Origin of the sequence: Flavobacterium sp. (genome assembly GCF_965262375.1) — a bacterium.
GTDB lineage: Bacteria > Bacteroidota > Bacteroidia > Flavobacteriales > Flavobacteriaceae > Flavobacterium.
Genome location: NZ_OZ253527.1, coordinates 364,481 through 377,640, shown reverse-complemented (window position 1 = coordinate 377,640; position 13,160 = coordinate 364,481). Strand labels below are relative to the sequence as shown.

Annotated in this window: 11 protein-coding genes and 1 tRNA gene; 8 read left to right on the top strand and 4 right to left on the bottom strand. The window is 34.4% G+C overall.

Features of this window, described 5'->3' with window-relative positions:
• The 3 genes from ACQY29_RS01770 (at position 1) to ACQY29_RS01760 (ending at position 5,653) form a co-directional block, all read left to right on the top strand.
• Positions 1–924 (top strand): tryptophan 2,3-dioxygenase family protein, encoded by a 924-nt coding sequence (locus ACQY29_RS01770; protein ID WP_428223552.1) that lies wholly within the window; start codon positions 1–3, stop codon positions 922–924.
• Between the two features lie 114 nt (positions 925–1,038).
• Positions 1,039–2,676 (top strand): glucose-6-phosphate isomerase, encoded by a 1,638-nt coding sequence (gene pgi, locus ACQY29_RS01765; protein ID WP_428223551.1) that lies wholly within the window; start codon positions 1,039–1,041, stop codon positions 2,674–2,676.
• 181 nt (positions 2,677–2,857) lie between these two features.
• A complete protein-coding gene (locus tag ACQY29_RS01760; RefSeq protein ID WP_428223550.1) occupies positions 2,858–5,653 on the top strand; it encodes a TonB-dependent receptor in 2,796 nt (931 codons plus the stop codon).
• A 195-nt stretch (positions 5,654–5,848) separates the two neighbouring features.
• Here ACQY29_RS01760 and ACQY29_RS01755 read toward each other — a convergent pair whose 3' ends face one another.
• From ACQY29_RS01755 to ACQY29_RS01745, 3 genes are all read right to left on the bottom strand, one after another.
• A complete protein-coding gene (locus ACQY29_RS01755) occupies positions 5,849–6,556 on the bottom strand; it encodes a tRNA1(Val) (adenine(37)-N6)-methyltransferase (protein WP_428223549.1) in 708 nt (235 codons plus the stop codon).
• An 84-nt stretch (positions 6,557–6,640) separates the two neighbouring features.
• Entirely contained in the window at positions 6,641–7,168 is a 528-nt protein-coding gene (rimM, locus tag ACQY29_RS01750) for a ribosome maturation factor RimM (protein ID WP_428223548.1), read from the bottom strand.
• Positions 7,169–7,182: 14 nt separating this feature from the next.
• The gene (locus ACQY29_RS01745; RefSeq protein ID WP_428223547.1) at positions 7,183–7,716 is read right to left on the bottom strand and encodes a 30S ribosomal protein S16; all 534 of its coding nucleotides are present in this window, start codon (positions 7,714–7,716) and stop codon (positions 7,183–7,185) included.
• A gap of 228 nt (positions 7,717–7,944) precedes the next feature.
• On the opposite strand from ACQY29_RS01745, the gene ACQY29_RS01740 reads away from it, so the two are divergent.
• The 5 genes from ACQY29_RS01740 (at position 7,945) to ACQY29_RS01720 (ending at position 11,841) form a co-directional block, all read left to right on the top strand.
• Positions 7,945–8,631, top strand: coding sequence for a DUF6252 family protein (locus tag ACQY29_RS01740; protein ID WP_428223546.1), 687 nt, complete (start codon positions 7,945–7,947; stop codon positions 8,629–8,631).
• Positions 8,632–8,720: 89 nt separating this feature from the next.
• Entirely contained in the window at positions 8,721–9,491 is a 771-nt protein-coding gene (locus ACQY29_RS01735) for a TatD family hydrolase (protein WP_428223545.1), read from the top strand.
• Positions 9,492–9,595: 104 nt separating this feature from the next.
• Complete coding sequence (locus ACQY29_RS01730; RefSeq protein ID WP_428223544.1) at positions 9,596–10,732, top strand: 1-acyl-sn-glycerol-3-phosphate acyltransferase; 1,137 nt, start codon at positions 9,596–9,598, stop codon at positions 10,730–10,732.
• Positions 10,716–11,747: an asparaginase gene (locus ACQY29_RS01725; RefSeq protein WP_428223543.1), complete on the top strand. Its 1,032-nt coding sequence runs from the start codon at positions 10,716–10,718 to the stop codon at positions 11,745–11,747. The genes ACQY29_RS01730 and ACQY29_RS01725 overlap by 17 nt, the downstream gene beginning before the upstream one ends.
• A 7-nt stretch (positions 11,748–11,754) precedes the next feature.
• Positions 11,755–11,841: transfer RNA gene (locus tag ACQY29_RS01720), tRNA-Ser, on the top strand.
• A gap of 430 nt (positions 11,842–12,271) precedes the next feature.
• Here ACQY29_RS01720 and ACQY29_RS01715 read toward each other — a convergent pair.
• Complete coding sequence (locus ACQY29_RS01715; protein ID WP_428223542.1) at positions 12,272–12,907, bottom strand: hypothetical protein; 636 nt, start codon at positions 12,905–12,907, stop codon at positions 12,272–12,274.
• Positions 12,908–13,160 lie beyond the last annotated feature (253 nt).

Genomic DNA, 13,160 nt, shown 5'->3' with positions numbered 1-13,160 from the left:
ATGAATAATTTCGAAGATTTAGTAAAAGAAATTGATTTAAAATATAAAGCAATCGACCAGAAAACTGAAGCTCATCTTGAAGGGCTTCTTTGGTCAAAACCAATTACCTATTGGGATTATATACAAACGGATGCTCTCTTGAGTTTGCAAAATCAGCGAACGGTTTTTCCTGATGAGAATGTGTTTATTATGTATCATCAAATTAATGAATTGTTGTTTAAGATGATTCTTTGGGAAATCAAGCAAGTATCTTATGCTAAAGAATTGACGACTGCTTTTTTTTCGGAACGATTAATGCGTATTAGTCGTTATTTTGATATGCTAACCACATCGTTTACCATTATGGGCGATGGCATGGAGGTAGAACAATATATGAAATTTCGACATACTTTAACACCTGCTAGTGGTTTTCAAAGCGCGCAATATCGCCTTATTGAATTTTGTTCTACAGATCTAATTAATTTAATCGATTATAGATACCGTGCAACTATAGATCGTAATACTCCTTATAGTCATGCTTTAGAGCATCTGTATTGGCAAGCAGCAGGCAAAGACTATAAAACAGGTGAGAAGTCTTATTTTTTAAAGCAGTTTGAAGAAAAATATAAAGGTCTTTTTCTAAGCACTATGGAAGAGTATAATACAATCAATCTTTGGAGGAAATTTAAAGAGTTGCCTCAAAATGATCAAGCAGATCCTGAGTTGATAAAGGCTATGCGTCATTATGATTATACGGTTAATATTACTTGGGTTATGGGGCATTATAAAGCGGCTCAAAAATATATTGACAATGGGCAGGGCGATGGAGAAGCCACTGGGGGAAGTGATTGGAAAAAATACATGCATCCTAAATACCAAAGAAGAATTTTCTTCCCTGAATTATGGTCAAAGGAGGAGTTGGATAGCTGGGGTGAGCATGTTTAATAAAAATTGGTTCCTGATATTTAAAAACAAAATTGTATTTTCGCCTCCCGTTTTTATATAGTCTTATCAGATTGTATTTTTAGATTTAATACATAGTAATAACATTAATAAATTATGAGTTTTCCGTCAGTAAATCCTGTTGAAACAATAGCTTGGAGTAAGTTAAAACTTCATTTCGATGAGATGAAGTTCGTGTGCATGAAGGAGATGTTTGCAAATGATACTGAACGTGCAGATAAATTTCATATTCGTTATAACGATTTTCTTTTTGATTATTCAAAAAATAGAATAACTGAAACAACGATGCAGTTGTTGCTTGATTTGGCAAATGAAGTTGAGCTAGATAAAGCAATTACAGGATTATTTACTGGTGAAAAAATTAATCAAACAGAAAATAGAGCGGTTTTGCATACGGCATTGCGTGCAAATTGTGATGAAACCATTTTTGTAGATGGTAAAAATGTCATTCCTGAGATTCTAGAAGTAAAAAAGAAAATCAAAGCATTTTCTGAGTGTGTTATATCAGGAGCTTTTAAAGGATATACCGGCAAGGCTATAACTGATGTGGTTAATATAGGTGTGGGAGGTTCTGATTTAGGACCTGCAATGGTTACTGAAGCTTTGCATTATTATAAGAACCATTTAAACCTGCACTTTGTTTCTAATATTGATGGTGATCATGTTAATGAGGTTCTGAAAAAATTAAATCCAGAAACAACGTTGTTTATTGTAGTGTCTAAGTCGTTTACTACACAAGAAACATTATCGAATGCCTCAACTGTTCGAGAGTGGTTTTTGCAAACGGCTACTCTAAAAGATGTAGAAAAACACTTCGTGGCTGTTTCAGTAAATTTAGATAAAACTACTGAGTTTGGAATTCTGGATGCTAATGTTTTTCCTATGTGGGATTGGGTAGGTGGACGTTATTCGTTATGGAGTGCTGTTGGTTTAATTATTGCTCTAGGAATAGGATATGAGAATTTTGAGCAATTATTACTAGGGGCTCAAAAAATGGATAAACATTTTCAATCAACACCATTTGAAAAGAATATGCCTGTAGTAATGGCGTTATTGAGTGTGTGGTATAATAATTTTTTTGAAGCCGAAAGTGAAGCGGTTATTCCTTATTCGCAGTATTTGCAGAAATTTACACCCTATTTGCAGCAAGGAATCATGGAGAGTAATGGAAAAAGTACTTCAAGGGTAGGGGATTTTGTAAATTATCATACAGGTACCATTATTTGGGGGGAGCCTGGTACTAATTGTCAGCATGCATTTTTTCAGTTAATTCATCAAGGTACTAAGTTGATTCCAGTTGATTTTATTGGATTTAAAAAATCATTGCATGGAAACTTGGAGCATCATAACAAATTAATGGCGAATTTCTTTGCGCAATCTGAAGCATTGCTAAATGGGCGATCGCAAGATGAGGTTTTAGCGGAAATGCGTGCCAAATCTACCGAAGAAATTCAGCAATCCATAGTTGTACCTCATAAGATATTTAAAGGGAATAAACCTACTAATACGTTGCTTATTGAAGTGTTGACACCTGAAAGTTTGGGTGCTTTGATTGCTTTATATGAGCACAAGACTTTTGTTCAAGGTGTGATTTGGAATATATTTAGTTATGATCAATGGGGGGTTGAATTAGGGAAGGAGTTAGCTACTAATATTTTAGAAGAATTTAACACAGCCGTTGTGGAAGAACATGATTCATCTACGCGCTTTTTGTTAAAGAATTTTTTGAGTTAAAGGTTTTTAGTTTGTAAAATGATAGTAAAAGATGGTTGTTAGCCATCTTTTTTGTTTATTTTTCAATAAGATCAGTCGTTATGCTTGCATAATATTTTGAAAACTTAACCTTTTCTTAACATTGGAGAGTTAAAGAAATGTGAATTTTGTAGGGTATTTTAATCTTAAAATTAAATAAGAAATGAAGGATGCAAAACAATGGCTATTATTAGCCTTTATGTTTATCAGTGCAAGTGTACTTGCTCAAGGGAAAATTACTGGGAAAATTCAAGATGAAAGTGGTGCTTTGCCAGGAGCGTCAATTTTATTAGAAGGAAATAGACAGACTGTATCATCTGCTTTTGATGGGAGTTTTGCTATGCAAACTTCGGTTAAAAGTGGGGTGATTGTTGTGTCTTATTTAGGGTACACTTCAAAAAGTATTCCTTTTAAAATTGAAGGAGGGGTTTCAAATTTAGGAACTATTGTTTTAAAGTCTCAAGGGAATGTTTTAGGTGAAGTGGTAATTACTTCTACAGTTATTGATGTTGCTAAAGATAGAAAAACTCCTGTAGCGGTTTCTACTATAAAGGCTGCTGAAATCAGAGAAAAACTTGGTAATCAAGAATTTCCAGAAGTTTTGGTTAACACACCATCTGTTTATGCAACTAAATCAGGAGGAGGTTTCGGTGATTCTCGTGTTAATATTCGCGGTTTTAGTCAAGAGAACGTTGCTGTTATGATTAATGGTGTACCTGTTAATGACATGGAAAATGGACGTGTTTTTTGGAGTAACTGGGCTGGTTTGTCAGATGTAACAACGGCTATGCAAGTTCAGCGTGGTTTAGGTTCTTCTAAGTTGTCAGTTTCTTCTGTAGGGGGAACGATAAATGTGCTAACAAGAAGTTCTGATGCTAAACAAGGTGGTAGTATGTCTACTACTATAGGTAATAATGGATCTTTTAAAAATTTATTCTCATATAATACTGGTAAACTTAAAAATGGTTTGTCTGCTTCATTTTTGTTAAGCAATAACGAGGGTAGTGGTTATGTTGATAATACTGCATTTAGTGGTCAAAATTATTTCATAGGTTTAGGGTATGAGTTTAATGACAAACATAGTGTTCAATTTACTTTTACAGGTGCTCCACAATGGCATCATCAAAGATTTACAGCGAGTAAAATTTCTGATTATTTGAAATATGGAAATGGTGAAGATCCTAATTTACAATATAATCCAGATTGGGGTTATTTAAATGGCGGTGTATTTAATACAAGTTCTAATTTTTATCATAAACCTGTTATGTCTTTAAATTGGGATTGGAAAATTAATGATAAAACGAAGTTATCTACAGTCTTATATGGTTCTTGGGGTAGAGGTGCTGGTGCAGCTACGAATGTTGGAAGAATTAGAGGGTTGCAGTCAAATAATGCTGCTTTTAGGTTAGCGGATGGAACTTTGGATGTGCAGAAAATTTATAACTGGAATTCAGGTGTGCCAGTATTGATTAATGGTGTTTTACAGACACGTCAAAAAACGGATGGTTTGTTTGTTAATGATAATAGTACAAGTTCAACAGCAAATAATTTTTCAGGTATTTCTAAAGTGAATTCTTTTAATTCACACGATTGGTATGGTGGCTTAGTTAATTTGAGTAGACAATTAGGGAATTTTGCAATTGATTTAGGGGTTGATGCTCGTTATTACCAAGGAATGCATTTTCAATCTATCAATGATTTGCTAGGTGCAAATGCTTATATAGGTAAGTATATGCCTGGTACTGCTACTACAGCAAGTTATAATGATATTAATGATCCTACGCGTGTTCCTTTGACGGAGGTGTATGAAAACAAGCCTAGCTATAATCCATTTAAAGATTATGGGTATCAAAATAAAGTGAATTATAACAATGACGGATTTGTAAACTGGTATGGAGCTTTTGGTCAAGTTGAGTACTCAAAAAATAATTTGACTGCTTTTGTTCAGGGTGCGGTTTCTCAGCAAGGTTTTAAAAGAGTAGATTATTTTAAATACCTATCAAATGATCCGCTTTATAGTACAGATTATAAAAAGATTTTAGGAGGTAATATTAAAGGAGGTGTTAATTACAATATTAATGCTAGAATGAATGTGTATTTGAATTCAGGGTATTACTCAAAACAACCTAATTTCAGAGCGGTTTATCCAAATAATCAATCTGTGGTTAATCCTAATTTGTCGAATGAAAAAATATTCGGTTTCGAAGCTGGTTATGGATTTAGATCTTCGAAATTTACTGCTAATTTGAATGTGTATCATACAGATTGGTCTAATAGATACGATAGAAGAACTATTACTTCGGGTCCTAATATCGGTGGGTATATTGATTTTCCTGGGATGAAAGAAGTTCATGATGGTGTAGAGCTTGATTTGAGTTATGTTCCTGTAAAAATGATTAAGCTTAATGGGATGTTCTCTTACGGGGATTGGTATTACAAAGGTAATGTAGATGCGAATGAATATAATCAAGCTGATTCTTTTGTAGGAAAATCTACTTTATATTTGGATAATGTTAAGGTTGGTAATGCAGCGCAAATGACTGCTTCTATGGGAGCAACTGTAGAGCCAATTTCTAATTTAAAATTTGATGCAAATTATAGATATGCAGATAATCTATATGCTAATATTAATACACAAAACTTTGGTTCTCCAACAAATAAAGGAACTTTGAAATTACCTGCTTATGGGTTGCTAGATGCGGGTGCGTCATTAAAAGTTTATAGAAATAAAGGGGGAAAAGATTCTTTTAATTTTAGAGTTAATGTGAATAATGTTTTGAATACGATTTATATAGCAGAATCTAATACGAATATTTTTGCTGATGATAAAACATCTACTGCGTCTAACGCTCCTACTTATGAGCAAGCTAATAAGTTGTACAAAGGTGTAGCTGTTGATAATGCTGTTTTCTTTGGTTTCGGAAGAACTTGGAATTTTACATTTAGATATGATTTCTAATACATTTATATAAATTAATCGGAAAAGCTGTTCTTCTAGGACAGCTTTTTTTATTTTAAAGATTTGGAACTTGTCAGGGTGTTTTTGTGTGTTTCAGTCTCAGAAAGCATATTAAAATTTAGTCAAGCTTCTTTTGTACATTCAAACAAAAAAGGGTGTTCGCTAAACGAACACCCTTTTTTGTGTATAATTCCTTTACATTTTCAAATAAAAATCTTTGGTCAATTCTTTATACTCATCGGTATAATCATGTCTAGCTATTTCAATGATTAGCTCATTTATAATTGGCTCTTGTTGTATTCTGGTAAATGCCATCAAAGAGCGTTTTATCTCACTTGCAGGGGTGCCTTTAACGCGTGTTATTTTTATCGGAAAAAGTTCTCTTTCTAAGCATAAAGAAAGTATTTTTTCTTCTTCACTAAAAGGGATGATGATAGAGAATATGCCGTGGTCTGATAAAAAGAAATCGGCAGCTTCTACGAGTTCTTCAAAAGGGAGTGCGTCTTCAAATCGGGCTAAATCTCTCGATTCGTTATTTGATTTATATTCGGCGGTATAGAAAGGAGGGTTTGATACAATCAAATCATACAGTTCTTCAACTTCGTCAACAAATTCATCTAATCCTGCATGGTAACAGTATAAACGGTCGTTCCAAGGCGAATTTTCAAAATTGTCTACACATTCTTCATAGGCATTTTCGTCTATTTCTATTGCGTCTATTTGTTCCGCTTGCGTTCTTTGTGCTAACATGAGGGCTATAAGCCCAGTGCCAGCACCAATGTCTAAAATGTTGAATGGATTGTTGATAATAGGTGTCCAAGCACCTAATAAAACGCCATCAGTACCTACTTTCATGGCAGTTTTTTCTTGTTGTATTGAAAATTGTTTGAATTGAAAAGACATACGATTTTTTTTGTATACAAATATACACTGAATAAGACTTTGCCTATCAGTGTGTGTATTTGTATTTAAATGTTAAAGTTGAAATTAACCTAAGTAAAGATCTACTAATCCTACGGGAGTGTTAAGGGTGATGCTTTTGTCAGCTCGGTTTACTGTAACAATAAACTCGTCGATCATTGGAACTAATATTTCAGTGCCATCTTTATCAATTTCAAATAATGCTTGAGCAGCACTATCGTTTATAGCTACAATTTTACCAATATTGCCCAAGCGTTGATCAATTACATCAAAACCTATAACTTCGTGGAAATAAAATTTGTTTCCTTCCAGTGGTGGAAGCATGCTTAAAGGTAAGTAAATTTCGCGGCCTAAGAGCTCCTCAGCGGCCTCTTCGGTTTCTATGTCTTCGAATTTTACTTTCAGAAAAGTGCCTTTATGAAGTTGGCTCTTTTCAATAAAAAATGGAACCAAGTCCTTGTTGTGAGCAACAAAGACCGATTCCAAATCTTCATACATTTCGGGTTCATCAGTATCTAAATAGATTAATAATTCCCCCTTGAAACTAAATTTTTTAGCGATTTTACCCAAATAGAAACAATCGTCTATACGCATATCGCTAGTTTTAATTAAGCTTCAGTTTCTTCGTTATTAGCTTCTTCAACTGCAGGAGCTTCCTCAGCAGTTTCTTCTGTAGCTTCAGCAGCTTTAGCAGCTTCAACTTGTGCAGCTAAACGTTTTTCGTTAACTTCTTTTTCAGCTTTTAAAGCATCAGCTTTAGCATCAGCTTTAGATTTTGCTAAACCATCTTTTTTAGCGTTAACTTTAGAAGCTTTTTCTTCTAACCAAGCAGTGAATTTAGCTTCAGCTTGTTCAGCAGTTAAAGCACCTTTGCGTACTCCGCCTTCTAAGTGGTGTTTTAATAAAGCACCTTTGTAAGAAAGGATAGCTCTTGCAGTGTCAGTAGGCTGAGCACCGTTGAATAACCAAGTAACTGATTTGTCAACGTTTAAGTCGATAGTTGCAGGGTTAGTGTTTGGATTGTAAGTTCCTAATTTTTCTAAGAATTTACCATCTCTTTTTGAGCGAGCATCTGCTGCTACGATCCAGTAAAAAGGTTTCCCTTTTTTACCATGTCTTTGTAATCTGATTTTTACTGACATAATCTTGTGATTAAATTTGAGGTTCTCGACCTCGGTTAATTAAGACTGCAAATATATAATTTTATTTTTAGTTCTAAGTCATTAATATGTAATAAGTTCATTTTTATAAATTCATATTTTGATTTTCATAATTACTAGTACATTTGCAAGCTGTATTTGGATCATGCTGGTTAATAAGAATTAGTAATAGAGTTTCAAATCACTTTTTTAAATTAATAGCTGTTTTATATGAAAAAAATAGTAACCGCCTTTTTTTGTTTCGTAAGTTTTTTATCATGTCAGGATGAAGTCACTTTTAGTAATCCTGGATTTCAAGCAATGATCAATAATAAACCTTGGAAAGGTACTTATTTTAAGGCTCAGGTGAGTAAAAATGGTGCGTTAACACTGGAATCAGGGGGTTCGAATCAGGTTATGGTTTTAAAAACTTTGAGTAGTAAGCCTGGGAATTATGAATTGGGTACGGTTAATCAATCTAATTTCATACAACTGAACTCGCTTCAAAGCAATGGGTTTAATTATTCTACAGGAATCACTGCTGGTGCTGTTAGTGCTTTACAACTTGTTGAATCAGGAACGGGTTATGTAGACGCACAATTAGTTGAAACTCTTGAAGGGAGTGGTACAGGATTGAAAGTGAATGTTACAACGACTTTAGGTGGTGAAATTAATGAGGTTAAGTTGAATTTGCCTGGTAACGGATATAAACCGGGTGATCTAGTTAAGATTAAAGGTGGTGATAATAATGCATTTCTTGAAGTTTTAACGGTTTCAAAAAGTGGTGGTGTCATTACCGTAACTGAAAATACGGGAAATACGATATCAGGTACTTTTCATTTCAATGCTTTTAATAGTAGTACAGGAGAAGTGCTTTCGTGTAAAGAGGGTGTTTTTTATAAAATACCTATTCAGTAGTTTATAGTAGGTTATTAATACAGTCGTTTTTAAAACGACTTTTTTATTGGTTTTTAATTTAAATTTGCAACCAAGTAAAGCTTTTTTTAATGATATTGACAGATACACACACCCATTTATATTCTTCTCAATTTGCTGACGATCGTGCAGCAATGATTCAAAATGCAATAAATAAAGGAGTTACTCGTTTTTTTGTGCCCGCAATTGATTCTACCTATATAGACAGAATGTATGACTTAGAAGCGCACTATCCCGAAAATGTATTTTTGATGATGGGATTGCATCCTTGCTATGTAAAGCCCGAGAGTTTTGAAAATGAACTGGCAAAAGTAGAAGAGGAACTTGCTAAACGTAAGTTTTATGCTGTTGGCGAAATTGGTATCGATTTATACTGGGATAAAACCACTTTAGAGATCCAAAAAATTGCTTTTCAAAAACAAATTCAATGGGCTAAAAAATATAATTTACCCATTAATATTCACTGTCGTGATGCTTTTGATGAAATTTTTGAGGTCTTAGAACTTGAAAAAGGTGAAGGTTTATTCGGGATTTTCCATTGTTTTTCTGGAAACTATGAGCAAGCTCTCAAAGCAATATCTTATGGGTTAAAATTAGGAATAGGAGGGGTGGTTACATTTAAAAATGGAAAAATTGATCAATTCCTCAATCAAATTGATTTGTCTCATATAGTATTAGAAACCGATTCGCCTTATCTAGCTCCAGCGCCTCATCGCGGTAAGCGTAACGAGAGTGCTTATGTTGAGCTGGTTGCTCAAAAATTAGCCGATATATACGGTTTGCAGGTTGCAGAAATTGCTAGGATAACCACCGCCAATGCGCAAGAAGTTTTTGGAATTTAAAATTTTACCGCAAAGGTATTTCAAACTATAATCCGGAATTTACTATTTGTTTACCCTAAATTGTTAATTTTTTTGTTCTTTTGTAAGAGAAAATTGAATTTGAAATGTCAAAATTTGATGCCATTCGACCGTATTATGATGCCGAGGTCAATCAAGCCTTACAACAAGCGGTAAATCACCCTATTATTAGGGAAATTATGAATTTTGCTTTTCCAAATACGGATGAAAGTATTTGGAAAGAACAGTTATTGCGTACCCATTCGATACGCGATTTTCAATGCAATTTTTTATACCAAGCCATACAAAAAGTACTAGAAAAAAGCTCCGATGGTTTATCTACTTCGGGCTTTGAAAAATTAGAGCCTAATACTTCTTACCTTTTTATTTCTAATCACAGAGATATTATACTCGATACTTCTTTGTTAAACATTGCCTTGTTTGATCATGGTTTAATCATGACCGCATCGGCTATTGGAGACAATTTGGTTAAAAAAGATTTCCTTCGCTCCTTATCGCGTTTAAATAGAAATTTTATTGTGCAACGTGGGCTTTCGCCTCGCGAATTATTGCAAAGTTCACAGTTGATGTCAGAATATATCGAGCAATTGCTTTTACGTGAAAATCGTTCGGTTTGGATTGCCCAACGCGAAGGAAGAACAAAAGACGGCAACGATGCTACGCATACTGGTGTTTTAAAAATGCTTGCCATGGCAACTGCTAACCAAGATGTTATTTCGTATTTCAAAAAAATAAAAATTGTACCCGTTTCCATTTCTTATGAGTACGATCCTACAGATGCTTTAAAAATGCCTCAATTGATGGCTGAGGCTAATAATGAAATTTACAAAAAAAGTTCTAATGAGGATTTTAATAATATCTTAAGTGGAATTATTGGTCAAAAAAAACACATTCATATTCATATAGGTGATGTTTTGAATGAAGAATTAGAGACTATTAAAGCTGAAAATTCGAATACGAACAAACAAATTCAAGCCTTAGTACAGCTTATTGACGACAGTATTTTACAATCCTATCATTTATGGCCTACTAATTTTATTGCCTACGATTTGTTGTATAAAACCGATAAATTTCAAGAAAAATATACCCAACAGGAAAAATCATTGTTTGAACGTAGACTAGAAATGCGAATTGATAGTAAAAATCAACAAATGCGTGAGAGTTTTTTGGCTATGTATGCTAATCCTGTGGTCAATAAGTTGAATTATGATAACAAGCGCTAAACCTAATATATTACTTATTTACACGGGTGGTACCATCGGGATGGTTAAAGACACTGAAACAGGTGCTTTGAAAGCTTTTAATTTTAGTAAAATATTAAAAAACATCCCCGAGTTAAAACTTTTAGATTGTACTATAGCGACTATTTCTTTTGAAGTGCCCATCGATTCATCAAATATGAACGTTGATGGTTGGATAAAAATGGCAGAAATCATCGCCTCTAATTACAATGATTATGATGGTTTTGTGGTGCTTCATGGTTCTGATACCATGTCTTATTCTGCTTCTGCTTTAAGCTTTATGTTAGAAAATCTAGGCAAACCTGTTGTTTTTACAGGATCGCAATTGCCCATAGGGGATTTGCGTACTGATGCAAAAGAAAATCTAATCACAGCTATTCAGGTTGCGGCATTGCAAGAAAATGGGATGCCTGTAATCACCGAGGTGTGCTTGTACTTTGAGTATAAATTGTACCGTGGTAATCGAACTACTAAGATAAGTGCAGAACACTTCAATGCTTTTGTGTCGCCTAATTTTCCTTTTTTGGTAGAATCTGGGGTGCATTTGAAAGTACGTGAGGAATATTTGTTAAAACAACCTGTGCAACCATTGAAAGTACATACACATTTTGAGACCAATGTTGCGATTGTAAAGATTTTTCCAGGAATATCAGAATCGGTTATTAGCGCCATCTTTTCAATACCTACGCTTAAAGGTGTGGTTATTGAAACCTACGGTTCAGGAAATGCGCCTACTCAAGACTGGTTTATAGCTCAATTAGAGGTTGCTATTCAAAGAGGGATTCAAATTGTTAATGTGACTCAATGTTCTGGAGGTAGCGTAAGCATGGGGACTTATGAAGCCAGTTCGCAATTGAAACAAATTGGGATTATCTCAGGAAAAGACATTACCACTGAAGCGGCTATTACTAAACTAATGTATTTGTTAGGGCAAAACATTGGAAATTCCGTTTTTAAAACTATCTTTGAAACGCCTATCCGTGGAGAAATGGAATAACAAATAAAGAGAGGTGTCCGAGTGGTTGAAGGAGCAAGCCTGGAAAGTTTGTATGTGGGTAACTGCATCGAGGGTTCGAATCCCTTCCTCTCTGCTATATGAAAACTAAAATGATTTAAAGCCCCTTCAGAAACTAGATTTTGAAGGGGCTTTTGTTTTAGGAGTTTTGAAAATTGAGCAACTAATAGCTTTCAATGTTGAATTTGCTTTTTAAACTAATTTTCGATTTATACCACAAAAGCACCCTTTTTATAGAGTGCTTTTTTTATTCATTTATTAATTAGGGTCTGCTGAAAAACTATAATCCTCATAAAAACCAGTAATTCAGAGCATTAATTTTATTATTAGGTGCAAGGTTTTTGAAGGTGTTTGTGTAAAAACCTTGCACCAAAAAATCAAATGTTTGCAATTTATAATTTTTAAACTCAAATTTACAAGCTCTAATAGAATTAATAACTTTCAAAAGTTACTAAAATTGAAGATTTTTAGTAGAAAATGATAGGATTTTACGTTGAGTTAGTTTTTCAGCAGACCCTACTTAAGTACGCATCAACTCTTGATTTAAAAGTTTTACCTCCTACCGTATATGGTACATGGTATTGAAAAGAATGACGATATTCATGAAACAAAACACCAGCAAAAAACAAATTATTTTTTGTAGATAATAAAGATTTATTCAGATGTACTGTAGTCTCTGTTGTGGTAGCATATTCTCCAGAACCATCAGCATCAAAGGCATGTGCGGGGCTTCCTCCATCTTTATGAGCCAGACTTAAACCATCAACATTATCATGCAAGTTAGCTATACCTGCATCTGAAACGTCTGCCTTTTGAAAGGCAAGAGATTTATTCTTGAATCTAGATAAAAGGGTTCGTCTTTGGTCTATTTTATGCATTGCGTGATTAAGCCCACTCACCATACCACCTATCACAACCCCTTCCCAGAAGTTACCATCAGTAAGCGCAGCACCTATGCCACCGCTAATAGCCCCAAAACCTATAGTACCTACTGCAGAATGTGCCGTTACAGGTGCAATAGCATTAAAAGCACTCGCTCCTAAACTCCCAAAAAAACCTGCCACCGCAGCTGACTTAAATTCACCTCCTTGCATCAGCGACAACACCCCTTGTGTAACCGCATACACGCCGCCTTGTACCACCGCTAAGCCTACTGTACCTATAGCACTTTTAACACTCGACGCAAAAGCGGTAGCCGTACCCGCTGCAGTTGAAAAAATACTGCCTCACCCAGAAAATAGCTTTAATTCAAAACTATAATTCTCAATATACCTATATCATTTATTTGTCTACATTTGGACATTCTCTATTCTTGCTCTTTCCCGTTTCTTGAAACTCTTCTCTCGGTTTTTATTAGCAATAAAAACAAAACTTAAAGACATTAAAACTATAAAC

Excerpts from the sequence above, each read along its gene's own strand:
- ACQY29_RS01770 (WP_428223552.1), top strand. The coding sequence starts at position 1 with ATGAATAATTTCGAAGATTTAGTAAAAGAAATTGATTTAAAATATAAA.
- pgi (WP_428223551.1), top strand. The coding sequence starts at position 1,039 with ATGAGTTTTCCGTCAGTAAATCCTGTTGAAACAATAGCTTGGAGTAAG.
- ACQY29_RS01760 (WP_428223550.1), top strand. The coding sequence starts at position 2,858 with ATGAAGGATGCAAAACAATGGCTATTATTAGCCTTTATGTTTATCAGT.
- ACQY29_RS01755 (WP_428223549.1), bottom strand. The coding sequence starts at position 6,556 with ATGTCTTTTCAATTCAAACAATTTTCAATACAACAAGAAAAAACTGCC.
- rimM (WP_428223548.1), bottom strand. The coding sequence starts at position 7,168 with ATGCGTATAGACGATTGTTTCTATTTGGGTAAAATCGCTAAAAAATTT.
- ACQY29_RS01745 (WP_428223547.1), bottom strand. The coding sequence starts at position 7,716 with ATGTCAGTAAAAATCAGATTACAAAGACATGGTAAAAAAGGGAAACCT.
- ACQY29_RS01740 (WP_428223546.1), top strand. The coding sequence starts at position 7,945 with ATGAAAAAAATAGTAACCGCCTTTTTTTGTTTCGTAAGTTTTTTATCA.
- ACQY29_RS01735 (WP_428223545.1), top strand. The coding sequence starts at position 8,721 with ATGATATTGACAGATACACACACCCATTTATATTCTTCTCAATTTGCT.
- ACQY29_RS01730 (WP_428223544.1), top strand. The coding sequence starts at position 9,596 with ATGTCAAAATTTGATGCCATTCGACCGTATTATGATGCCGAGGTCAAT.
- ACQY29_RS01725 (WP_428223543.1), top strand. The coding sequence starts at position 10,716 with ATGATAACAAGCGCTAAACCTAATATATTACTTATTTACACGGGTGGT.